The organism is Kaistia sp. UC242_56 (genome assembly GCF_044452255.1).
Lineage (GTDB): Bacteria > Pseudomonadota > Alphaproteobacteria > Rhizobiales > Kaistiaceae > Kaistia > Kaistia defluvii_A.
In genome coordinates this window covers 212,588-234,689 of record NZ_JBIOAN010000002.1, presented here as the reverse complement: position 1 = coordinate 234,689, position 22,102 = coordinate 212,588, and the positions used below count along the sequence as shown (strand labels likewise).

Here is a 22,102-nt window from a genome sequence, read left to right as displayed (position 1 = left end):
ATGGCCGCAACGACCATCGCATCGGTCAGGAAGTCGAGCGTCATCCCGGGCTTCGGGTTGGCGCTCGGCGTCACGTTGACCTATCTCAGCCTGATCGTGCTGATCCCGCTCGCCGGCCTGTTCTGGCGCTCGGCCAGCGGCGGTCTCGACGAGTTCATCCGCATCTCGACCGATCCGCGCACGCTCGCGGCGCTGCGCCTGTCCTTCACGACGTCCTTCGTCGCCGCCCTGGTCAATCTCGTCTTCGGCATGATCCTCGCCTGGATCCTGGTGCGCTACGAGTTTCCCGGCCGTCGCCTGATCGACGCCGTCATCGACCTGCCCTTCGCGCTGCCGACCGCCGTCGCCGGCATCGCGCTGACGACGCTCTATGCGCCGAATGGCTGGATCGGCGCCTGGCTGGCGCCGCTCGGCATCCGCATCGCCTATTCGCAGACCGGCATCATCATCGCGCTGATCTTCATCGGCCTGCCCTTCGTCGTGCGCAGCGTGCAGCCGGTGCTGGAGGACCTCAACCGCGAGGTCGAGGAAGTCGCGGCGACGCTCGGCGCCAACCGCCGCCAGACGGTGCGCCGGGTCGTCATGCCGGCGCTGTGGCCGGCGCTGCTGACCGGCTTCGCGCTCGCCTTCGCCCGCGCGGTCGGCGAATACGGCTCGGTGATCTTCATCGCCGGCAACAGCCCCTACAAGACCGAGATCGCGCCGCTGCTGATCGTCATCAAGCTGGAGGAATTCTCCTATTCCGGCGCGACGACGATCGCCGTGCTGATGCTGATCGCATCATTCCTGGTCCTGCTCGCGATCAACCTGATCCAGAGCTGGAGCCGGCGGAGATATGGCGATGTCTGACGAAGCCTTCACCACCGCCCGCCTGCCGGGAGCCTCGGCGATCCGCTTCCGTCCGGTGACGATGGAGCGCAAGCGCGTCCGCGTCGCGCTGATCCTGGTCTCGCTGGCGTTTCTCGGCCTGTTCCTGGTCATGCCGGTCGTCGCCGTCTTCGTCGAGGCGTTTCGCGGCGGCATGCCGGCCTTCGCCGAGGCGATCTTCGAGCCGGACGCGGCCGCCGCCATCCGCCTGACCCTGCTGGTTGCGGCGATCTCGGTGCCGTGCAACCTCGTCTTCGGCCTGGCTGCCTCCTGGGCGATCGCCAAGTTCGACTTCAAGGGCAAGAGCCTGCTCAACACGCTGATCGACCTGCCCTTCTCGGTCTCGCCCGTGATCGCGGGCCTGATCTACATCCTGATGTTCGGTTCGCAGAGCCTGCTCGGCCCCTGGCTGAAGAGCGAGGGCATCCAGGTCATCTTCGCGGTGCCCGGCATCGTGCTGGCGACGATCTTCGTCACCTTCCCCTTCGTGGCGCGCGAACTGATCCCGCTGATGGAAGAACAGGGCCGCGGCGACGAAGAGGCGGCGCTGTCGCTCGGCGCCTCCGGCTTCCAGGTATTTTTTCGCGTGACCCTGCCCAACGTCAAATGGGCACTGCTCTATGGCGTGCTGCTCTGCAACGCCCGCGCCATGGGCGAATTCGGCGCGGTTTCCGTGGTTTCCGGCCACATTCGCGGCCTGACCAACACCATGCCGCTGCATGTCGAGATTCTCTACAACGAGTATAATTTCGCGGCCGCATTCGCCGTAGCCTCGCTGCTGGCGCTGCTCGCCCTCTTTACACTGGTCGTCAAGTCGGTCTTGGAATGGCGTTATGCCGACGAGATCGCCGCGACGCGCCGCCACTGAGGTAACTGGAATGAACGCGATCACCCCGATCGACAAGGGTGCTTCGGTGGCGCTTGGCGCGCCGATCGACGTGACCATCGAGAACGTCCAGAAGGCGTTCGGCGACACGCCGGCGCTGCATGGCGTCTCGCTCGACGTCAAGGCGGGCGAGCTGGTGGCGCTGCTGGGCCCGTCCGGCTCCGGCAAGACGACGCTGCTCAGGATCCTCGCCGGCCTCGACGCGCCGACCGCCGGCCGCGTGCTGTTCGGCGGCGACGATGCGCTGGGCCTTTCGGTGCAGGACCGCAATGTCGGCTTCGTGTTCCAGCATTACGCGCTGTTCCGTCACATGACGGTGTTCCAGAACATCGCCTTCGGCCTGACGGTGCGGCCGCGCGGCGAGCGCCCGCCCAAGGCCGAGATCCGCAAGCGTGTGCTGCATCTGCTCGACCTGGTCCAGCTCACCGGCCTCGACAAGCGCTATCCCTCGCAGCTCTCGGGCGGCCAGCGCCAGCGCGTGGCGCTCGCCCGGGCGCTGGCGATCGAGCCGCGCGTGCTGCTGCTCGACGAGCCCTTTGGCGCGCTCGACGCGCAGGTCCGCAAGGATCTGCGCCGCTGGCTGCGCGAGATCCACGACCAGACCGGCCACACCACCTTCTTCGTCACGCACGACCAGGAAGAGGCGCTGGAGCTTGCCGACCGCGTCGTCGTCATGTCGAAGGGCCGCATCGAGCAGGTCGGCACGCCGGACGAGATCTATGACGCGCCCGCCAGCCCCTTCGTGTTCGAGTTCATCGGCGAATCCTCGTTCCTGCCGGTCACCGTCGTCGACGGCGCCGTACAGCTGGATGGCCGGCCGCTCGACCTCTCCGGCCTCGGCGCGCCCTCCGGCACGGCCACGCTCGGCTTCCGGCCGCATGACGTCTCGATCGTCGAGGATGGTGGCCCGGCGATCACCGGCACGATCGTCACCGAGCGCCGGCATGGCGGCGCCCGCCGGCTCGAGCTCGAAGTCGGCGCGGACAAGCATCGCGTGGAGATCGACATGCCCGTCGACCACAGCCGCCTTACCGGCAACCAGATCGCCTTCCGCCCGCATCGCTGGCGGATCTTTCCGCGCTAGGTCGCCTCGCGGGCACGGATATCCTATCTTTTCTGCGCGCCCGCTGGGCGTCCGTCCGTCGATCTCCCGACCGCTCTAGCCGGAAAGCGGTCGCCGTTTCGTGCTTGCGAATCACATAAGTGTACGCTTATGTAACGGCATGATTGAGTCTGCGATCTTCAAGGCCCTGGCCGATCCGACCCGTTGCGCCATCTTCGAAAAGCTGGCGGCAGGCGGCATGAACGCCAGCGCCTTGCGGCAGGGCATGGCGATCAGCCAGCCGGCCATGTCCCAGCACCTGTCGGTCCTGCGCCAGGCGAAATTGGTGCGGGAAGAGCGGCAGGGCCGCTTCATGCATTACGAGGTCGACCCCGAGGGCCTGGCGCTGATCGGCGCATGGCTGGCTAGATATCGCGCCTACTGGCCCGCGCGCATCGACGATCTCAAGGCCTTGCTGAGGGAGATGGACCCATGAGCGACATCGAGACCAAAGAGCAGGCCGGACGACGGACGAACGTTCTGGTGCTCGAATACGAACTCGACGCGCCGCCGGAAAAGGTCTGGCGGGCCATCAGCATCCCCGCCCTTCGCGAGAAATGGCTGCCGAAGGGCAGCCTGGCCGACGCAGAGCCGGTCTCTTCGACGCCGGGCGAAGAGATTCGCTACGGGATGCGGGAGACCGAACCGCCTTTTCTCGACAGCGTCGTCACCTTCCAGCTCAGCCCCAATGAAACGGGCGGCACCCGGTTGCGGATCGTCCACGGTCTGACGGACGCGCGACAATGGCTGCGTCCGCAAAGCGCCGCGAACGGCAACGCCGTCTGCAGCCTGCGCGCGGCCTGACCCGCCGGCCCAACCAAGGCTTTTCAAAACGGAAGGAATTCGCCAATGCGCGAAGCGATGCAACTCGTCCCTATGGTGGTCGAACAATCCAGCCGCGGGGAGCGGTCCTTCGACATCTACTCCCGCCTCCTGCGCGAGCGGATCATCTTTCTGAACGGCGAGGTCAACGACACCGTGTCCGCGCTCGTCTGCGCGCAACTTCTGTTTCTGGAGGCGGAAAACTCCCGTCGTCCCATCCAGCTCTATATCAATTCGCCGGGCGGCGTGGTTACCAGCGGCCTCGCCATGTACGACACCATGCGCTACATCCGGGCGCCCGTGCACACCCTCTGCATGGGCACCGCCCGGTCGATGGGGTCCTTCCTGCTGATGGCGGGCGAGCCCGGCCAGCGCGCCGCCTTGCCCAATGCGAGCATCCACATCCACCAGCCGCTTGGCGGATTCCAGGGGCAAGCGTCGGACATCCTCATCCACGCCGAGGAAATCCAGCGAACCAAGCATCGCCTGACACGGCTCTACGCCGAGCACTGCGGACGCAGCTATGGAGAGCTTGAGGCTGCGATGGATCGGGACCGATTCCTGACCGCCGAGGAGGCGCTGGAATGGGGGCTCATCGACCGCGTCCTGACCGAGCGCGACGATCGGGCGGAGGCGATGCTGTCGGCGCCGTGACGGCGCTCCCGGGAAGGTGCGGCGGCAGGTTGCCGCCGCCGTTCGTCACTCACACGTCGAGGATCGGCGCGAAGCCGCCATAGATCATGCGCTGGCCGTCGAACGGCATGTCGAACCGCATGCGCGGATCGGCCATCACCTTCTCCCAGCCGGCATTGCGGGCTTCCTTGCTCGGCCATTCGATCCAGGAATAGACGACCTTCTCGCCGTCGGTCGCCTTCACCGCGCGGCGGAAATCGGTGACCTTGCCGTCCGGCACGTCATCGGCCCAGGTTTCGACGACGCGCGACGCGCCATGTTCGCGGAACATCGGCGCCGTCTTCGAGGCGAGCGCGAGATAGGCCTCCTTGTTGGCCTCCGGCACGGCGATCAGGATGCCGTCGACATAGCCGGGCTTGCCGGGCCGACCGTCATCCAGGAACGCTTCGAAGCCGCCAAAGATCATCCGCTTGGCGTCGAAGGGCATCGAGCTTCCCATCGCTTCCATGCGCGGATCGCTCATCATCTTCTTGTTGCAGGCATCGCGCGTCGCGCGGTCGGGATATTCGAACCAGGAGAAGACGATGACCTCGTCGGGCTCAGCCTGCACGGCGCCCTTGAAATCGGTGACCTTGCCGTCTGGCACGTCGTCGCCCCAGGTCTCGACCATCCGGGTGACGCCATGTTCCTTGACGAAGGCCGCCGCGTCGGCGGCATGCTTGCGATAGGCTTCCTTGTTGGCAGCCGGAACGGCCACCACGAATCCCTCGATATAGGTCATGGTTCGATCTCCTCCTGATCATCCCGCTTGGCGGGTCGTTCTCCCGCGTCTTCCCTTGCCGGGCCTCCGGCGCCTCGGCGCGCCCCCGGTGGACAACGGCTTTCGTGATGGATTGTCCGATTGACAATTTAGGTTGATATCAACATAAGAAAGGCATGTCAAACGCCGGCCCCGTGCCCTTCTCAACCACGCTGCATGTCCGCGATCATTGCCTGTGCCTGGCCGCCCAGCGCGCCGCCCGCGCCCTGGCGCGCCGCTTCGACGAGGCGTTGCGGCCCGTCGGCCTGACGAGCGGCCAGTTCTCGCTGCTGATGTCGCTGAACCGGCCGCAGCCGCCGTCGATCGGCGCCGTGGCGGCGCTGCTCGCCATGGACCGCACGACGCTGACCGCCAATCTGAAGCCGCTGGAGCGGCAGGGCTTCCTGAGCACCGCCGTCGACCCGGAAGATCGGCGCAGCCGCCGCCTGGCGTTGACCGATTCCGGCCGGGCCGTGCTGGCCGCCGCTTTGCCGATCTGGCAGCAGACGCATGCCGAGGTCGAGGCGCCGCTCGGCGAGGGCGTGGCAGATCTTCTGCGCGCCGGCCTGATGGCACTGGCCTAGGAGAGGCGGCGGCGCTACTGGCGGGCCAGCTCTTCGGCGCGGCCGCGCTTGCGCAGGCTCTTCTGGCGCTGGAAGGCGACGTCGACCGAGCCCACCGTCATGCCGAGCATCGAGATGACGCCCTTGTTGACGATGCTGTCGCGGCCGGTGCGGCGGATCGTATCCTCGAAATGCAGCTGCAGCTTGCTGCCATTCTTGCCGCGCGTAATCAGGTCGTAGGACATGCGGATGGCATCCTCGCCCACCACGACCTTGGCCGTGCCGACGACATCGTCGCGCGTGCCGACATAGGTGTTGGGGCCGGTCTTGCGGAAATGCCAGGTGCGGCGGTCGAGCGCGCCATTGTCGAAGCGGAAGACCTGGTCGAGCACGAACTTGCCGCCGGCGCCGCGCCCCTTGGTGGTGACGACGAAGCCGCGATCGACCCCAGCGAGCTGGCTCTTGAAGCGGCCGACGCCCGTCGCCTCGCCGCGGAACGCCTCTTCCAGCGTCGGCCCGGCCTGGGCGGCGCCAAGCCCGGCGCCCGAAAGCAGCAGCGCCAGCAGGAGGACGAGAGGATGCGCGATCTTCATGGAAAAGGCCCCGTGCATGAACCCGATGTCCCTGCCCGGAGCCAGTCTAGCCTGAGTTTTGTGGTTTCGTCAGCCATGGCGCGGCGCAATCGCGCCGAAGGTCAGCTCGAGGCGCTGACGGGCGCGGAGGCGGCGCTCTCGGTCAGCACGGCAAACAGCGCCGACTGATCGCTCGAGGCGCGCAGCTTGTTGGCGAGGCCAGGCTCGCGCAGGAGGCGCGCAATGCGGGCGAGCGCCTTCAGATGGTCGGCGCCGGCATTTTCCGGCGCCAGCAACAGGAAGATCAGGTCGACCGGCTGGTCGTCGAGCGATTCGAAATCGATCGGCTTGGGAAGGCGGGCGAACACGCCATAGATCCGCGTCAGCTGCTGCAGCTTGCCATGCGGGATCGCGATGCCGTTGCCGACGCCGGTCGAGCCGAGGCGCTCGCGCTGCAGCAGGGTGTCGAAGATCTGCCGTTCGTCGAGACCGGTCAGTTTCGCAGCCTTTTCGGCCAGTTCCTGAAGAGCCTGCTTTTTGCCATTGGCTTTCAGGGCCGGGACGATGGCGTCCTGGCTGATGAGATCACTGAGGTCCATGACTTGGTTCAAAAATGCCTCGGTTCAAACCTTCAAGACCCGTCGTTTCGGCGCACTCCCCGAGCGCGCCGAAAATCCATTCCGAGTTTACGCGGAATCAGCTGACGACGGAATCCCCTTTGCCGGCCTGGGCCGGGTCGATCCACCCAATGTTGCCGTCGCGCCGGCGGTAGACGATGTTCACGCCACCATGCCCGGCATGCCGGAACACCACGACCTGCGACTGCGCCAGATCCATCGCCATCACGGCGCCGGATACCGACATCGTCCGCAGGGCCTTCGTTTCCTCGGCGATGACCATCGGGTTGTAGTCGGCCGCCAGTTCCTCGTCCTCGTCGGGCGTCGCCGCCAGAACGGTGTAGTTGGCGTCGATATCCGCCGCGCCGTTGCGCGGATGATGATCCTTCAGCTTGCGCTTGTAGCGCCGCAACTGCTTTTCGATCCGCTCCGCGGCCTGGTCAAAGGTCGGGTAGATCTCGTGCCCACGTCCCTCGGCGTGCAAATCCGCCCCGCTATCGAGATGCAGGGCACAGTCAACGCGATAGCCGGTTCCATCACGCTCCAAGACGACGCGGCCCGAGAAGCCGCCGGCGAAATACTTGCCGATCGCGTCACCAACGCGGCCCTCCACATGGGTGCGGTAGGCGTCGCTGATTTCGATATTCTTACCGGAGATGCGCAGAGACATGGATTTCTCGTACCCCTTGGTCGTCGTTGCGAACCGAGGCTCCCTCGCGCATTCGCGTGAAGCAGCCCCGTCGGGCACGTCGCGTTCCGGCGTCACCAAGGCCTGCCGACTTCGAGCCGATATCCTCCCGGCTCAGAGGCCTCGGCTGCCGTTGGCGCCGCGCCCTTCTAGTGACAGCATGCCGGGAAGTCAAGAAAGGCCGCCCGGCAACAGCCGCCATGTCTTGAAGCTGGTCCTTCTACGGTCCCAAGGCAAGGGCAGACGGCTAAACTTTAAGTCGCCAGAAGGGCTTGCTTTTCGCGGCGGCGCTGTACCGACGAGGGAATCCGCAACGCTTCGCGGTACTTGGCGACGGTGCGCCGCGCGATGTCGATGCCGGAATCACGCAGCATCTTGACGAGCGTATCGTCGGAAAGAACATCATCCGGTGTCTCGCCGTCGATCAGCGCCTTGATGCGGTGGCGCACGGCCTCGGCCGAATGCGCCTCGCCGCCCTCCGACGAAGCGATCGAGGCGGTGAAGAAATATTTCAGTTCAAACACGCCGCGCGGCGTCGCCATGTACTTGTTCGAGGTGACGCGCGAGACGGTCGATTCGTGCATTGCGATCGCCTCGGCTACCGTCTTCAGGTTGAGCGGACGCAGATGCGCCACGCCCTGGGCCAGGAAGGCGTCCTGCTGACGCACGATCTCGGTCGCCACCTTCAGGATCGTCTTGGCCCGCTGGTCCAGGCTCTTCACCAGCCAGTTGGCGGTCTGCAGGCATTCGCTCAGATAGGTGCGGTCCTCGCCCTTCGAATGGCGCGCGACATTGGCGTAGTAGCTCTGGTTGACCAGCACGCGCGGCAGCGTGTCGGTATTGAGCTCGATGCGCCAGCTGCCATCCGGCGCGGCGCGCACGACCACGTCCGGCACCACCGGATGGATCGGCGCCGAGCCGAAGGCGCTGCCGGGCTTGGGGTTGAGGGCGCGCACTTCGCGCAGCATCTCGGCCAGATCCTCGTCATCGACGCCGCAAAGCCGCTTCAAGCCCGCATGGTCGCGGCGGGCGACGAGATCGAGATGGGCGAGCAGGATCGCCATGGCGGGATCGTAGCGGCCGCGCTCGCGAAGCTGGATGGCCAGGCAATCGGCCAAATCCCGGGCGCAGACGCCCGTCGGCTCGAAGGTCTGCAGGATGGCCAGAACCCGCTCGACCAGCGCCAGCGGCGCGCCCAGCCGCGTCGCGACGGCATCCAGGCTGCCGCGCATGTAGCCGGCCTCGTCGACCTCGTCGATCAGCGCCTGGCCGATCAGCCGCAGCGTCGGGTCGGTGACGGCGAGGCCGAGCTGGTCGCCCAGCGCGCCGGCCAGCGACTTCTCCTCGGCGACGAAGGCTTCGAGGTTGTAGTCGTCGCTGCTGACCGAATGGCGGTCGGACGGCGTCGCCCAGGGGTCGGCTGCCGGCATCGCGGCGCCCTCGCCCGCCGGGGCGCCGTGGTCGTCGGGAAAGACATTGGCGAGGTCGGTATCGAGCCGCTCGGCGATCGCGTCGGGCGAGACCTCCAGCCGGGTCTCCAGCCAATCCGGCCGCTCGTCGGCGACATCGCCCGCGACGTCGCGATCCTCGGCGGCGTCCGAAGCGCTCTCGGCGGGAAGCGCGATGCCGGCGCTGTCGTCCCGCTCGTCGCGCTCGAGCAGCGGATTGCGCTCGAGTTCGGCATCGACATAGGCGACGAGGTCGAGATTGGAAAGCTGGAGCAGCTTGATGGCCTGCATCAGCTGCGGTGTCATCACCAGGGACTGGCTCTGCCGAAGCAGTAGTTTTTGTGAAAGAGCCATTCTTCGGCAGCGAATCCCGGATGTGGTCCAAGGCTTTTTGCCTTATGGCCGCGGACCTTCCGGCCCGGTGGCCCAAGACTTGCTTGGTTCACCCTTTGGTATCGCAAGCCGCGCCGGCTTCAAAGCGTAAACTGCTCTCCGAGATAGAGCCGTCGCACGTCCGGGCTGGCGACGATATCCTCCGGCCGGCCTTCCATCAGCACCTCGCCGGCGTGGATAATGTAGGCGCGGTCGATCAAACCGAGCGTTTCGCGCACATTATGGTCGGTGATCAGCACGCCGATGCCGCGCTGGGTCAGATGGCGGACCAGCGTCTGAATGTCGCCCACCGCGATCGGATCGATGCCGGCGAAGGGCTCGTCGAGCAGCATGAAGGCCGGACGGCTGGCCAAAGCGCGGGCGATTTCGCAACGCCTACGCTCACCGCCGGACAGGGCAATGGCCGGCGACTTGCGCAGATGGCTGATGTGGAACTCGGCCAGCAGCGAATCGAGCTCCTCCTCGCGCTTGTGGCGGTCCGGCTCGACCACTTCCAGCACGGCCTTGATGTTCTGCTCGACCGTCATGCCGCGAAAGATCGAGGTTTCCTGCGGCAGGTAGCCGATGCCGAGGCGCGCGCGGCGATACATGGGCAGGTTGGTGACGTCGTTGCCGTCCAGCTCGATGCGGCCGTGATCGGCCTGCACCAGGCCGGTGATCATGTAGAAGATCGTCGTCTTGCCGGCGCCATTGGGGCCGAGCAGGCCGACCGCCTCGCCCCGCGCCACGGCGAGGCTGGCCGAATTGACGACGCGGCGGCGGCGATAGCTCTTGCCGATGCCATGGGCGACGAGCCAGCCGGGACCGCCGGCGTCCTGCGCATAGCGGGTGACTTGCGGCTCGGCGGCGCGCATGGCGGCAAGATCGGCCGTTGCCGGTCCCCGGCGCTTGAATAGGCTCGAAAAAATGTCCGGCGCTCCGTTCGATGCCCCGGCGCTGCCGGCTGCTGTTGTCATCGGGACGATCCCTGTGGGACCGCGGCGTCCTCCGACGCCTCGCCTCGGGCCGCCGCGACGCGGCCGCCCGCCGGCGCTCTGCGGCGCCTAGGGCGTCTTGCCCGGCGCCGAACCCGGCGTGAAGATGCCGCGAATGCGGGCGCCCGGCTTCTGGTCGACGCGGGCGCGGCCGGTCGTCATGTCCCAGGTCAGCTTGTTGCCGGTGATGACGTTGGGGCCCTGGCTCAGCACGACATTACCCGAAAGGGTGACGAGCTTGCCGACCATGTCGACGACGGCGGTGTCGCCGGTCGCCGTCTGGGCGCCGGAATTGACGTAGACCTTGCCGCTCGCCTCGATGCGGGTGAAGCTGCCGGCGCCCGGAAGGTTGCCTTCGAGCTGCGAGGCTTCCTTGTTGGCGGCGGCCGGCTTGGCGTCCGTCGCCTTGGCGTCCGCCGGATTCGCATCCGCGGCTTTGGCATCAGCAGCCTTGGGCGCGGTTTTCGAGCCGGCCGAGAAGATCGAGATCTTGCCCGCCTTGAGCACGCTGTCGCCGCGCGTGACGGTGACGTTGCCGGTAAAGGTCGAGATCCGCTGGCCGTCCTTTTCCACCACGTCGAGCGAATCCGCCTCGACATTGACCGGGCCCTTCTGGCCGGTCTGGAAGCCCTTGAACAGATCGGCGGAGGACTGCGCCCGCGCTTCGACAGCGCCAAGCGCCAACGGCAGGAAGGCGAGTGCAAAGACGAGGCGGTGGGACAATCTTGTCATTCGATCACCGAAGGTGCGGCGGGCTGCGGGGAAGGCGAGTCGGCAGGGGCAGAGTATGTCACCTTTACCCCATTTCTGAACAGAACGCGCTTGCCGCGATCCTGCACTTCGACGCTGTTGGCCTGGATGCGGCTTCCCTGGGCGGTGAAGTCGATCGGCTGGTCGGAGCGCATGGTGCCGGCCTTCATGTCGATGTCGGCGTTCTGCAGCGTGCCGGCGATGCCGGTCGAGGTCGACAGCGTGATCGCCTTGTCGAGGTACAGGCGCTGCTTGTCGGCATAATAGGTGCCGGTGGTCGCAATGACCTTGGCCGTGCCGCCGGTGTCGTCCATGCCGATCGTGGCGCCGATCTTCTGCAGCGTGACGACCTTGGTGTCCTTCAGCGACTGCTCGGCCCGGTCGGCCTTCAGCTCATAGGCACGGCCATTGTTGGTGAAGCCCGAGACATGCGGGTTTTCCATCACCACGGCGTTGTTGGTCACGTCGATCGAGCCGAACGAGACGCCTTCCGGCAGGCTCGGTACGAAATAGGTGAAGGCGAAGAAGGCGCCGGCGACCAGCACGCTGACGGTGGGCAGGGCGATCTTGAGGATGCGCACGAAGCGGCTGTGGCGCATGGCCGCGCGATAGCGCGTGTCGACGCCCGGGCGGGCGTCCACATATCGGCCAGGGCCTCCTGCTGACCAGGTCGGGTCAGTCGACGCGCTCATGCACTCTCCGCTCTTTCATCGTTTCCCACCGCAGCAAGCCTGCGACACCATATGGATATCCGACGGCGCAAACCAAGGCGCGACGCAACGTCGCCCTACGTTCAGGAATGCGCGAAGATATCCTGTTCCGGCCAGCCTGCAAGGTCGAGCGCCGCGCGGGTCGGCAGGAAGCGGAAGCAGGCCTCGGCCAGCTCCGTCCTGTTCTCGCGCGCCAGACGCTCGTCGAGCCGGGTCTTCAGGCCATGCAGATACAAGACATCGGAGGCGGCATAGGCAAGCTGCGCCTCCGTCAGTTTCTCCGCCGCCCAGTCGGAACTCTGCTGCTGCTTCGACAGATCGACGTCGAGCAACTCCTTGACCAGATCCTTCAGGCCGTGCCGGTCGGTATAGGTCCGGGTCAGGCGCGAGGCGATCTTGGTGCAATAGATCGGATTGACCGTGATGCCGAAGGCATGGCCGAGCACGGCCACGTCGAAGCGGGCAAAATGGAAGATCTTGGTGACGCAGGGATCGGTCAGCAGCTTGACCAGGTTCGGCGCTTCGCGCTGGCCCTGCGCGATCTGCACGACATCGGCCGAGCCGTCGCCGGGCGACAGCTGCACGACGCAGAGCCGGTCGCGATGCGGATTGAGCCCCAAAGTCTCGGTATCGATCGCGACCGATGCGCCATAATTCGAGAGATCGGGCAGATCGCCGCGATGCAGGCGGATCGTCATGACAGAAAAAATCCTCAGATTTCGGAAGCGTTTGCGTTTTCCTAGCGAAGCATGTCGACTTCTGCAATGACGCAGGTCACAGCGACGCGGGTGCAGCGCCCCGAAGCCGCGCAGACGAAGGAACCCCGCCATGCCCAACCCGCCAGGCGAGCCCGCCACCGACCCGGTGCGCTGGGGCATTCTGAGCACCGCCCGCATCGCCCGCCAGCGGGTCGTGCCGGCCATGCTGAAGAGCCCGTCGACACGCGTCACCGCCGTCGCGTCGCGCAGCCTCGACAATGCCCGGAACTTCGCCGCCGCCTTCGATATTCCCAAGGCCTATGGCTCGTATCAGGAACTGATCGACGATCCCGAGATCGACGCGATCTACAATGCGCTGCCCAACCATCTGCATGTCGAGACGACGCTCGCCGCCGCCGCGAAGGGCAAGCATGTCCTGTGCGAAAAGCCGATCGGCCTCGATCTCACCGACGCGCTGCGGCTGAAGGCCGTGCCGGCCGGCATCCTGATCGGCGAGGCCTTCATGATCCGCCACCACCCGCAGTGGCAGGAGGTGCAGAAGCTCCTCGCGGCAGGTCGGATCGGCAAGGTCCGCGCCGTGCAGACCTTCTTCGCCTTCCTGAACGTCGACCCGGCCAACATCCGCAACCGGCCCGAGACGGGCGGCGGCGCCATTCTGGACATTGGCTGCTACGCCATCGCCTCGGCGCGGCTGATCTTCGGCGCCGAGCCGCTGCGCGTCATGGCGCTGATCGACCGCGACCCGGCGATGCACACCGACCGCACCACGTCGATCCTCGCCGATTTCGGCGCCGGGCGGCAGTTTTCCGCGACGCTCTCGACCCAGGCCTTCCGCTATCAGCGCGTCGGCATCGTCGGCAGCGAAGGCCGGATTGAGATGGAAACGCCGTTCTCGGCGCCGACGGACGAGAAGTCGAAGATCCTCCTCGACCTGCATGGTCCCGGCCAGCCGGTCGAGACCATCACCTTCCCGCCCGTCGACCAGTATGCCCTGCAGGCGGAAGCGTTTTCGCGCGCGGTGCGCGGCACGGGGCCGTGGCCCTACGGGCTCGACGACGCCCTGGCCAACATGGCCGTTCTGGACGCCCTCTTCCGCTCGGAACGGTCGGGAATATGGGAGAAACCCGAGCTTTTGCCTGCGGCAACGGGACCCTGAAGGATCGGTTGCCAACGTTCTTGAAGCGTCGGGTCGGCACAACCATATTGGGACCACGGGAAGGTTCCCGTCGGATGCCTCGTAGAGGGTCCGGTTACAAGGTCGCTTAGTGAAAGGACTTTGTGGATGTCGCGCGTTTCTGCGTTCTCCAGTCCGTTGCTTCTGGGATTCGACGAGATCGAACGGGTTCTCGATCGGGTCGCGAAAGCGTCGGGCGACGGATATCCGCCTTATAATATCGAGCGGATCACCAAAAGCGGTGCGCGCGACGAGTGCCTGCGGATCACGCTGGCGGTCGCCGGCTTCTGCCGCGAGGCGCTCGAAGTCACCGTGGAAGAAAATCAACTCGTCATCCGCGGACGCCAAACCGACGACCGGGAGCGTATCTACCTTCACCGCGGCATCGCGGCACGACAGTTCCAGAAGACCTTCGTGCTGGCCGACGGGATCGAGATCATCTCGGCGGAGTTGAAAGATGGACTGCTTGCCATCGATCTCGCCCGGCCCACGCCGGAGCGGGTGGTGCGCAAGATCGAGATCGGCGTTCGCGACTGAGGTCGCCGGTCCTTCTCGCTCTCAATGAGGAGACATATTATGTCTGCACGTACTGCCATTTCGCCCGAGAGCCTTGCGGGTCTCGGCAACGGCCAGATCGCCTATGTGAAGGCGGTCCAGTCCGAGAATATCCGCGACCTGTTTCCCGATGCGCCTGAACTCGCAGCCGGCCAGAAGTTTTGGGCCCTGCTCGACGCACGCGGCACGCCGCTGATGATTTCCGACAGCCGCGACGCCGTCGTCATGAACGCGCATGAAAACGACCTCGAAGCGGTGAGCCTGCACTAGGCTCGATCCCTGCCGCGCCGGCCTCCCCCGGCGGCGGCGGACTTCAAGACGATGCTGGGCATCGGATTCTTCCCGCGGGAAGATCCGGTGCCTTTTGCATTTTGGGGAGAGGGCTTCGGGACCTGCGCCTTGCAAGCCGAGGGATCCCCTCGCCCATCATATGAGGCGCTTCGCGCAGCGAAGCCTCGAAGGAGGATCCAGCGGAGCTCCCACTTTCGGGCGGTCCACCGATCCGAGTTCCCTGGACCCTCCTTCGAGGCCCGGCTTTGCCGGGCACCTCAGGATGATGGCGGAGCGGACGGAGCCTCAGGGTGGATCGGTAGGCGGAGACCTTGGGAGCACCACGCCCCTTAGACGATCCGCGTGCCCGGCCAAAATCCGAAAAAGCCCCCTCAGCCTCCCCCGGCGGCGGCGGACTTCAAGTCGATGCTGGTCCTTCCCCCCGGAAGATCCGATGCCTTTTGCATTTTGGGAAGAGGGCTTCGGCGACCTGCGCCTTGCAAGCCGAGGGATACCCTCCCCCATCATCCTGAGGCGCTTCGCGCAGCGAAGCCTCGAAGGAGGATCCAGCGGCACTCCTGCCTTCGGGCGGCCAGCGATCCCAGATCCCTGGACCCTCCTTCGAGGCCCGGCCTTGCCGGGCACCTCAGGATGATGGTCGGGGAAATGCCACCTTGGAGCGGCCCACGAAAGCTCGCCCCGACAGACAAAAAAGCCGCCCGAACCAAGTCCGGGCGGCTTTCTGCATTCAACTATGCGCGGTCAGGAACGCAGGACGCCCTGCGTTGCCTTGCCGACCTGGGCGACGATCTTGGCGGCGACCGCCTCGATCTCCTCGTCGGTCAGCGTCTTCTGCGTTGGGCGAAGCGTCACCTCGATGGCAACAGACTTCTTGTCGGCGCCGAGCGCCGCGCCCTCAAACACGTCGAACACCGAGACGCTGGAGATCAGCGCCTTGTCGGCGCCCTGCGCCGCCTTGACCAGCTTCGCCGCCTCGACCTTGCGATCGACGACAAAGGCGAAGTCGCGCGTCACCGGCTGGTAGGGCACCAACTCCAGCGGCGGCTTGGTCTTGGTCGGACGGGCGCGCGGCACGGGAATCGCGTCGAGCAGGATCTCGAAGCCGACCAGCGGGCCGGAAACGTCGAGCGCCTCCAGCACGGAAGGGTGCAGTTCGCCGAACCAGCCGATGATGTTCTGCGGTCCCAGCTGGATCGTGCCGGAACGGCCGGGATGGAACCAGGACGGTGCCCCCGCGACGATCTGGAACTTGTCCACCGGCGCGCCGAGCACGTCGAGCAGCGCCAGCGCGTCGGCCTTGGCGTCGAAGACCGAAACCGCCGGCGCCTTGCCCTGCCAATGGCGGCCGGCGCCGTTCACCGTTGCGGTGCCGCGACGGATGCCGGTGGCCGCGGTCAGCTGGTCGGACGGCTTGGTGCCGCGGAAGATCTGACCGACTTCGAACAAAGCGAGGTCCGCGACACCGCGATCGGCATTGCGCTGGGCGGCCAGCAGCAGGCCGGGCAGCAGGCTCGGCCGCATGTCGGACAGGTCGGCCGCGATCGGATTGGCCAGCGCCAGTTCCGGCTTGCCGCCGCCAAAGGCTTCGGCCACCGGCTTCGCCACGAAGGACCAGGTCACCGCCTCGACCATACCGCGCGCCGCGAGGCCGCGCTTGGCGCGGCGGGTGCGGGTCTGGGCCAGGGTCAGCACCGGCTTGGTGACGTTTTCGGACTTCGGCAGCGGCGTCGAGGGCACGCGGTCGACGCCGAGGATGCGCATGACTTCCTCGACCAGATCGGCCTTGCCGTGGACATCCGGCCGCCAGGACGGCACGCCGACCGTAAGCGACGGCGCATGGCCCGAGACCGAGAAGCCGAGGGCCGTCAAAACGTTGCGGATCTCGTCCTCGCTCGGATCGATGCCGGCCAGGCGCTTCACCTCCGTGATCGGGAAGGCGATCGTGAGATGCGGCTCCGGCACGCTGCCGGACATCACGACCTCGCTCGCCTCGCCGCCGCACAGATCCTGCACCAGGCGGGTCGCCAGCTCCAGGCCGGGCACCATGAAGGCCGGATCGACGCCGCGCTCGAAGCGATAGCGCGCATCCGAGTTGATGCCGAGCTTGCGGCCGGTCTGGGCGATGTTGAGCGGGTCCCAGAGCGCCGATTCGATCAGCACGTCGACGGTGTTCTCGTCGCAGCCGGAGGCTTCGCCGCCCATGATGCCGCCGAGCGACTCGATGCCATTATCATCGGAGATGACGACGATCGATGGGTCGAGCGCATAGGTCTTGCCGTCGAGCGCGAGCAGGCTTTCGCCCTCCTTCGCCCGACGCACGACCAGATCGCCCTTCACTTTGGCCGCGTCGAAGACATGCAGCGGACGATTGCGGTCGAAGGTCAGGAAGTTGGTGATGTCGACCAGCGCATTGATCGGCCGGAGCCCGATGGCGCGCAGCTGGCGCTGCATCCATTCCGGCGAGGGGCCGTTCTTGACGCCGCGCACCAGGCGCAGCGCGAAGGCGGGCGTCAGCGACGGCGTGTCGCCGAGGTCGAGATGCACGCGGACCGGCGACGGGAAGTTACCCACGACCGGAGCGACGGAGCGATCCTTCAACTGGCCGAGGCCGGCGGCTGCCAGGTCGCGCGCCACGCCATGGATTCCGAGGCAATCCGGGCGGTTCGGCGTGATGGCAATGTCGATGACGGGATCACCGAGGCCGGCATATTCGGCGTAAGGCTGGCCAACCGGCGCGTCGGCCGGCAGCTCGATGATGCCGTCATGGTCTTCCGACAGCTCCAGCTCGGCGGCCGAGCACAGCATGCCGTGGCTCTCGACGCCGCGGATGGTGCCGACCGTCAGGGTGATGTCCTTGCCGGGGATGTAGGTGCCGGCCGGCGAGAAGACGCTCTTCATGCCGGTGCGGGCGTTGGGCGCGCCGCAGACGACCTGCACGGGATCGCCCGAGCCGGTATCGACCATGCAGACGCGCAGCCGGTCGGCATTGGGGTGCTGAGCGGCGGAGACGACATAGGCGATGGTGAACGGCGCGAGCAGCTTCGCCTTGTCCTCGACGCCCTCGACCTCGAGCCCCACGCGGGTCAGCGCATCGGTGATCTCGTCGAGCGAGGCGGTGGTCTCAAGATGCTCCTTGAGCCAGGAAAGCGTGAATTTCATGGGTCTTTCCTTACGAGCTCAGGCCGCCGACGAGCGTCGGCAGGTCCAGCGGACGGAAGCCGTAATGATTCAGCCAGCGCTGATCGGCGTCGAAGAAGGCGCGCAGGTCGGGCATGCCGTATTTCAGCATGGCGATCCGATCGATGCCCATGCCGAAGGCAAAGCCCTGGTAGACGTCGGGATCGAGGCCGGCGAAGCGGATGACGTTCGGGTGGACCATGCCGCAGCCGAGGATTTCCAGCCAGTCGTCGCCCTCGCCGAAGCGCACTTCATTGCCGACGCGCTTGCAGCGGATGTCGACTTCCATCGACGGCTCGGTGAAGGGGAAGAAGGACGGGCGCATGCGCATCTCGACCTTGTCGACCTCGAAGAAGGCGCGGCAGAACTCTTCCAGCAGCCACTTCAGGTGACCGATATGGCTCGACGTGTCGATCACCAGGCCCTCGACCTGGTGGAACATCGGCGTGTGGGTCTGGTCGCTGTCGTTGCGATAGGTGCGGCCGGGCGCGATGACGCGGATCGGCGGCTTCTCGCGCTCCATGGTGCGCATCTGCACCGGCGAGGTGTGGGTGCGCAGCAGCAGGCGCTCGCCGTTCTCGTCGGGATTGAAGAAGAAGGTGTCGTGCATCTCGCGCGCCGGATGGCCGACGGGGAAATTCAGCGCGGTGAAATTGTAGTGGTCGGTCTCGACATCCGGGCCCTCGGCGATGGCGAAGCCGAGATCGCCGAAGATCGCCGTGATCTCGTCGATCACCTGGGAGATCGGATGGATGCGGCCCTGCTCGAGCGGGCTGGGCCGGAGCGGCAGCGTGACGTCGACGGCTTCCGAAGCGAGGCGGGCGGCGAGGCCGGCTTCCTTCAGCGTGGCGCGGCGGGCGGTCAATGCCTCGGAAATGCGATCGCGAAGGCCGTTCAGCGCCGGTCCCATGACCTTGCGCTCGTCCGGCGTCATGGCGCCGAGGCCCTTCAGCAGATCGGAAACGGAGCCCTTCTTGCCAAGGGCGGCGACACGGACCGTCTCGATGGCGGCTTCGTCGGAAGCGCCGTCAATGGCCGCGCGGATGTCGCGTTCGAGAAGTTCGAGATCGGACATGTCATTCCTCATGGGCGCCCGTCGAGCGCCGGATCATCGTCAGTTCGATCCGAAGAGGAATGCTCGCCGGATCACGCCAAACGCCGCAGCCGCTGTTCAAGCGGCGGCGGCGCGGTTGCGTTCCGGCCCCGGAAAGTCCGGTAGGAGGCCGCCCGAGGGCGGCCGCCCAACTCAGGCGGCCTGCTGCTGCAGAGCGCCCTGAGCCTGATCGACCAGCGCCTTGAAGGCTGCCGGCTGGCTGATAGCCAGTTCGGCCAGCACCTTGCGGTCGACTTCGATACCAGCCTTTGCGAGGCCATCGATAAATCGGCTGTAGGTCAGGCCCTCGGCAACTTCGCGGACAGCCGCGTTGATGCGCTGGATCCAGAGAGCGCGGAAATTGCGCTTCTTGGCCTTGCGGTCACGGAACGCGTACTGGGCGGCCTTATCGACGGCTGCCTTGGCGGTCCGGATGGTGTTCTTGCGACGGCCGTAGAAGCCCTTGGCGCGCTTCAGGACCTTCTTGTGCTTGGCGTGGGAGGTTACGCCCCGCTTAACTCGCGACATGGTTCAAACTCCAGGTAAGGGGGACGGTTCAGCCGTTCAGGAACTGCTTGACGATCTTCGCATCCGCATCCGAAAGCACGGTGGTGCCGCGTGCATTACGGACAAACTTCGCGGTGCGCTTGATCATGCCATGGCGCTTGCCTGCCTGGCCTGCCTTGACGCGTCCGGTACCGGTGAGCTTGAAACGCTTCTTCGCGCCGCTCTTGGTCTTCAACTTGGGCATTTTGCTCATCCTTAATCATGCTGCCGAGATGAGAACCACCCTCGCCCGTCTTGCAACGGGCGCTGAATGGTCGCTTCGGCATGGAAGCATTCGTGAGCCGACGCGGCATGCCCTGAGAAAATCGTCAACGAATTGACGTTCCTCGCGCCGGGCGGCTCGGAAACGGCGGATCTATAGCGGGAGACGGGGTTGGTGGCAAGGTCCTGTGAAAGGGCGGGCCGATGATTCCGGTCCGCCGACTTGTCAGGCCTGCAAAGCCATGGGGCGACGTTCCTGCGAACGTCGATCCCGGGCTGCGTATCCGCTTAGCGGGGTGCCAGAACCATGATCATCTGGCGGCCTTCGAGCTTCGGTTCCGCCTCGACCTTGGAGATCTCGGCCGTCTCGTCGCGAACCCGCTCGAGAAGCTTCATGCCGAGATGCTGGTGCGCCATTTCGCGGCCACGGAAGCGGAGCGTCAGCTTGACCTTGTCGCCCTCTTCGAAGAAGCGCTTGATCGCCTTCATCTTGACCTCGTAATCGTGGTCATCGATGGCGGGGCGCATCTTGATCTCTTTGACCTCGACGACCTTCTGGTTCTTGCGAGCCTCGTTGGCCTTCTTCTGGGTCTGATACTTGAAGCGGCCGAAATCGAGGATCTTGCAGACCGGCGGCTCGGAATTCGGCGAGATCTCGACGAGGTCGAGGCCTGCTTCCTGGGCAGCAGCCAACGCATCCTGAATCGGGGTGACGCCAACATTCTGGCCGTCTTCACCGATCAACTGAACTTCACGGACACCACGAATTTCGCGGTTGATACGCGGCCCATCCTTAGTGGGTTCCTGCGCTTTGAACGGACGGCGAATGGGGGCACTCTCCTCTAACGTTAATGAATCTGGCCGGATTGACTAAATGGGTACGGTCCACTTGTTTGGCTAGGCCCCGGATTCGGGTGCGAGACAAAAAGCGGACACGCGGGTCAAAGATCCCGGACAGCCCGGCAAACCTCTGCCAAGCTGCCGGGAAAGTCAACCAAAAGCAGCCATTCCGCGCCGGCCTGGCGCAGCGCGGCGCTTATTTCGAGTCGTGGATGAGAAATTGATACAGTCAGAACCCCGAACCATCCCTGTCGGCGCCGGTGCGGAAGCCCGCGACATCGCCGTGCTGGCCCGTCCGGGCAAGGGACCGGGCGTGCTTTTTCTCGGCGGCTTCATGTCCGACATGATGGGCTCCAAGGCCGAGGCGCTCGACCAGTGGGCGGCGGAAACCGGCCGCGCCCTCACCCGCTTCGACTATTCCGGGCACGGCCGTTCGGGCGGCGACTTTGCCGACGGCACCATCACCCGCTGGCTGGAGGAATCGCGCGCCGTGCTCGACCAGGCCGAGGGACCGCAGATCCTGGTCGGCTCGTCGATGGGCGGCTGGATCGCCCTGCTGCTGGCGCTGGAAATGATCAAGGCGGCGCCCGGCCGCATCGCCGGGCTGGTACTGCTGGCGCCGGCCGTCGACATGACGCGCGACCTGATCTACGCCCGGATGACCCCGGCCGAGCGGGCCGAAATGGCGGCGACCGGCGCGCTGAAGCAGCCCAGCGCCTATTCCGACCAGCCCTATCTGATCACGCAGAAGCTCATCGACGACGGCGAGACACATCTTCTCGGCCACAGACCCGTTGCGCTCGGCGCGCCGGTCCATATCATCCAGGGCGTCCTCGACGACGAAGTGCCGTGGCAGGTCGCGATCGACCTTGTCGCGCAGCTGGCCCAGGACGATGTGGTGCTGACGATCATCAAGGATGCCGGCCACCGGCTGTCGCGGCCGGAAGATCTCAAGAAGCTGATCGCCGCGGTCGAGGCGATCGCCTGAACGGAATTTTGCGGGGGAGCCGGATGGCCGGTTCGCCCGAAACAGGATCGGAGCGAGGCATGGCGACACGCGGCTTCATCGGCAAGCGGCCCACCGACGGCGTCGGCGACAGGCTGCCGCCGGGGCAATATCTGACCGAGGACTTCCCCGTCCTCTCGGCCGGACCGACGCCGCGCGTCGCGACGGCCGAGTGGCGCTTCACCCTCAAGGACGGCGTCCGGCCGGTGATGAGCTGGGATTGGGAGGCCTTCAACCAGCTGCCGCAATCGAAGCTGACGCGCGACATCCACTGCGTGACGAAGTGGTCGAAGTTCAACACCGCCTGGTCCGGCGTGATGGTCGACGACATCCTGGCGGAGGCCGGCATCGCCGCGCCCAGCGAATGGACGCTGGCGCATGCCTATGACGGCTATTCCACCAATGTGCCGACCGAGGATCTGATCGGCGGCAAAGCGATGGTGGCGACGCATTTCGAGGGCCAGCCGCTGAACGCCGATCATGGCGGCCCGGCACGGCTGCTTGTGCCGCATCTCTATTTCTGGAAATCGGCGAAATGGGTGAACGGCCTGCAGTTCACCCGGCGTGACGAGGCTGGATTCTGGGAGCTGCGCGGCTATCACATGCGCGGCGACCCGTGGCGCGAGCAGCGCTTTACCGGAGATTGAGATTCCGC

The 22,102-nt window shown here is 65.9% G+C and carries 26 protein-coding genes; 12 read left to right on the top strand and 14 right to left on the bottom strand.

From position 1 onward, the window contains the following. From cysT to ACHMWQ_RS03850, 6 genes are all read left to right on the top strand, one after another. On the top strand, positions 1 to 849 hold the full coding sequence (cysT, locus tag ACHMWQ_RS03875; protein ID WP_354553182.1) for a sulfate ABC transporter permease subunit CysT: 849 nt from the start codon (positions 1 to 3) through the stop codon (positions 847 to 849). Then, positions 842 to 1,735, top strand: a complete 894-nt coding sequence (gene cysW / locus ACHMWQ_RS03870; protein WP_396306452.1) for a sulfate ABC transporter permease subunit CysW — start codon at positions 842 to 844, stop codon at positions 1,733 to 1,735. The genes cysT and cysW overlap by 8 nt, the downstream gene beginning before the upstream one ends. A gap of 64 nt (positions 1,736 to 1,799) precedes the next feature. After that, on the top strand, positions 1,800 to 2,837 hold the full coding sequence (locus tag ACHMWQ_RS03865) for a sulfate/molybdate ABC transporter ATP-binding protein (RefSeq protein WP_396309380.1): 1,038 nt from the start codon (positions 1,800 to 1,802) through the stop codon (positions 2,835 to 2,837). Between the two features lie 139 nt (positions 2,838 to 2,976). Next, positions 2,977 to 3,291 carry an ArsR/SmtB family transcription factor gene (locus ACHMWQ_RS03860; RefSeq protein ID WP_396306451.1) on the top strand — a complete coding sequence of 105 codons (315 nt, stop codon included), beginning with the start codon at positions 2,977 to 2,979 and terminating at the stop codon, positions 3,289 to 3,291. Continuing rightward, a complete protein-coding gene (locus ACHMWQ_RS03855; RefSeq protein ID WP_396306450.1) occupies positions 3,288 to 3,659 on the top strand; it encodes an SRPBCC domain-containing protein in 372 nt (123 codons plus the stop codon). The genes ACHMWQ_RS03860 and ACHMWQ_RS03855 overlap by 4 nt, the downstream gene beginning before the upstream one ends. 45 nt (positions 3,660 to 3,704) lie before the next feature. After that, on the top strand, positions 3,705 to 4,331 hold the full coding sequence (locus ACHMWQ_RS03850; protein WP_396306449.1) for an ATP-dependent Clp protease proteolytic subunit: 627 nt from the start codon (positions 3,705 to 3,707) through the stop codon (positions 4,329 to 4,331). 49 nt (positions 4,332 to 4,380) lie between these two features. Here ACHMWQ_RS03850 and ACHMWQ_RS03845 read toward each other — a convergent pair whose 3' ends face one another. After that, positions 4,381 to 5,091 (bottom strand): DUF1428 domain-containing protein, encoded by a 711-nt coding sequence (locus ACHMWQ_RS03845; protein ID WP_396306448.1) that lies wholly within the window; start codon positions 5,089 to 5,091, stop codon positions 4,381 to 4,383. Positions 5,092 to 5,246: 155 nt separating this feature from the next. Between ACHMWQ_RS03845 and ACHMWQ_RS03840 the strand changes: the two genes are divergently transcribed. Next, positions 5,247 to 5,693 carry a MarR family winged helix-turn-helix transcriptional regulator gene (locus tag ACHMWQ_RS03840; RefSeq protein ID WP_396306447.1) on the top strand — a complete coding sequence of 149 codons (447 nt, stop codon included), beginning with the start codon at positions 5,247 to 5,249 and terminating at the stop codon, positions 5,691 to 5,693. A 14-nt stretch (positions 5,694 to 5,707) separates the two neighbouring features. Here the strand turns inward: ACHMWQ_RS03840 and ACHMWQ_RS03835 are convergent, their stop codons facing one another. The 8 genes from ACHMWQ_RS03835 to ACHMWQ_RS03800 form a co-directional block, all read right to left on the bottom strand. Continuing rightward, a complete protein-coding gene (locus ACHMWQ_RS03835; RefSeq protein ID WP_396306446.1) occupies positions 5,708 to 6,265 on the bottom strand; it encodes a DUF3833 family protein in 558 nt (185 codons plus the stop codon). Positions 6,266 to 6,366: 101 nt separating this feature from the next. Then, positions 6,367 to 6,843 carry a PTS IIA-like nitrogen regulatory protein PtsN gene (ptsN, locus tag ACHMWQ_RS03830; protein ID WP_396306445.1) on the bottom strand — a complete coding sequence of 159 codons (477 nt, stop codon included), beginning with the start codon at positions 6,841 to 6,843 and terminating at the stop codon, positions 6,367 to 6,369. Positions 6,844 to 6,940: 97 nt separating this feature from the next. After that, the gene (hpf, locus tag ACHMWQ_RS03825; RefSeq protein ID WP_354553168.1) at positions 6,941 to 7,531 is read right to left on the bottom strand and encodes a ribosome hibernation-promoting factor, HPF/YfiA family; all 591 of its coding nucleotides are present in this window, start codon (positions 7,529 to 7,531) and stop codon (positions 6,941 to 6,943) included. A 272-nt stretch (positions 7,532 to 7,803) separates the two neighbouring features. Continuing rightward, the gene (gene rpoN / locus ACHMWQ_RS03820; RefSeq protein WP_396306444.1) at positions 7,804 to 9,351 is read right to left on the bottom strand and encodes an RNA polymerase factor sigma-54; all 1,548 of its coding nucleotides are present in this window, start codon (positions 9,349 to 9,351) and stop codon (positions 7,804 to 7,806) included. Positions 9,352 to 9,470: 119 nt separating this feature from the next. After that, positions 9,471 to 10,346: an LPS export ABC transporter ATP-binding protein gene (gene lptB, locus ACHMWQ_RS03815; RefSeq protein ID WP_396306443.1), complete on the bottom strand. Its 876-nt coding sequence runs from the start codon at positions 10,344 to 10,346 to the stop codon at positions 9,471 to 9,473. A gap of 87 nt (positions 10,347 to 10,433) precedes the next feature. Continuing rightward, positions 10,434 to 11,096: an LptA/OstA family protein gene (locus tag ACHMWQ_RS03810; protein WP_354553163.1), complete on the bottom strand. Its 663-nt coding sequence runs from the start codon at positions 11,094 to 11,096 to the stop codon at positions 10,434 to 10,436. Beyond that, a complete protein-coding gene (gene lptC / locus ACHMWQ_RS03805; protein WP_396306442.1) occupies positions 11,093 to 11,755 on the bottom strand; it encodes an LPS export ABC transporter periplasmic protein LptC in 663 nt (220 codons plus the stop codon). Before lptC ends, ACHMWQ_RS03810 begins: the two co-directional genes overlap by 4 nt. A gap of 152 nt (positions 11,756 to 11,907) precedes the next feature. After that, entirely contained in the window at positions 11,908 to 12,522 is a 615-nt protein-coding gene (locus tag ACHMWQ_RS03800; protein ID WP_396306441.1) for a ribonuclease D, read from the bottom strand. Between the two features lie 130 nt (positions 12,523 to 12,652). Here ACHMWQ_RS03800 and ACHMWQ_RS03795 point away from each other — a divergent pair, with 130 nt between their 5' ends. The 3 genes from ACHMWQ_RS03795 (at position 12,653) to ACHMWQ_RS03785 (ending at position 14,542) form a co-directional block, all read left to right on the top strand. Next, the gene (locus tag ACHMWQ_RS03795) at positions 12,653 to 13,699 is read left to right on the top strand and encodes a Gfo/Idh/MocA family protein (RefSeq protein ID WP_396306440.1); all 1,047 of its coding nucleotides are present in this window, start codon (positions 12,653 to 12,655) and stop codon (positions 13,697 to 13,699) included. Positions 13,700 to 13,825: 126 nt separating this feature from the next. Next, positions 13,826 to 14,254: an Hsp20 family protein gene (locus ACHMWQ_RS03790; protein ID WP_354553156.1), complete on the top strand. Its 429-nt coding sequence runs from the start codon at positions 13,826 to 13,828 to the stop codon at positions 14,252 to 14,254. Positions 14,255 to 14,293: 39 nt separating this feature from the next. Continuing rightward, entirely contained in the window at positions 14,294 to 14,542 is a 249-nt protein-coding gene (locus ACHMWQ_RS03785) for a DUF1150 domain-containing protein (protein ID WP_354553155.1), read from the top strand. Between the two features lie 762 nt (positions 14,543 to 15,304). Here the strand turns inward: ACHMWQ_RS03785 and pheT are convergent. The 5 genes from pheT to infC form a co-directional block, all read right to left on the bottom strand. Further along, positions 15,305 to 17,722 carry a phenylalanine--tRNA ligase subunit beta gene (gene pheT, locus ACHMWQ_RS03780; RefSeq protein ID WP_396306439.1) on the bottom strand — a complete coding sequence of 806 codons (2,418 nt, stop codon included), beginning with the start codon at positions 17,720 to 17,722 and terminating at the stop codon, positions 15,305 to 15,307. 10 nt (positions 17,723 to 17,732) lie between these two features. Then, a complete protein-coding gene (gene pheS, locus ACHMWQ_RS03775) occupies positions 17,733 to 18,815 on the bottom strand; it encodes a phenylalanine--tRNA ligase subunit alpha (protein ID WP_396306438.1) in 1,083 nt (360 codons plus the stop codon). 171 nt (positions 18,816 to 18,986) lie between these two features. Beyond that, positions 18,987 to 19,361 carry a 50S ribosomal protein L20 gene (gene rplT / locus ACHMWQ_RS03770; protein ID WP_354553149.1) on the bottom strand — a complete coding sequence of 125 codons (375 nt, stop codon included), beginning with the start codon at positions 19,359 to 19,361 and terminating at the stop codon, positions 18,987 to 18,989. Between the two features lie 28 nt (positions 19,362 to 19,389). After that, positions 19,390 to 19,584: a 50S ribosomal protein L35 gene (rpmI, locus tag ACHMWQ_RS03765; RefSeq protein WP_201401663.1), complete on the bottom strand. Its 195-nt coding sequence runs from the start codon at positions 19,582 to 19,584 to the stop codon at positions 19,390 to 19,392. 305 nt (positions 19,585 to 19,889) lie between these two features. Beyond that, positions 19,890 to 20,429, bottom strand: a complete 540-nt coding sequence (gene infC, locus ACHMWQ_RS03760) for a translation initiation factor IF-3 (protein WP_026304192.1) — start codon at positions 20,427 to 20,429, stop codon at positions 19,890 to 19,892. Positions 20,430 to 20,664: 235 nt separating this feature from the next. Between infC and ACHMWQ_RS03755 the strand changes: the two genes are divergently transcribed. Then, positions 20,665 to 21,429 (top strand): alpha/beta hydrolase, encoded by a 765-nt coding sequence (locus ACHMWQ_RS03755; protein ID WP_396309379.1) that lies wholly within the window; start codon positions 20,665 to 20,667, stop codon positions 21,427 to 21,429. 59 nt (positions 21,430 to 21,488) lie between these two features. Then, complete coding sequence (locus ACHMWQ_RS03750) at positions 21,489 to 22,094, top strand: sulfite oxidase-like oxidoreductase (protein ID WP_396306437.1); 606 nt, start codon at positions 21,489 to 21,491, stop codon at positions 22,092 to 22,094. The last annotated feature ends 8 nt before the right edge of the window (positions 22,095 to 22,102 follow it).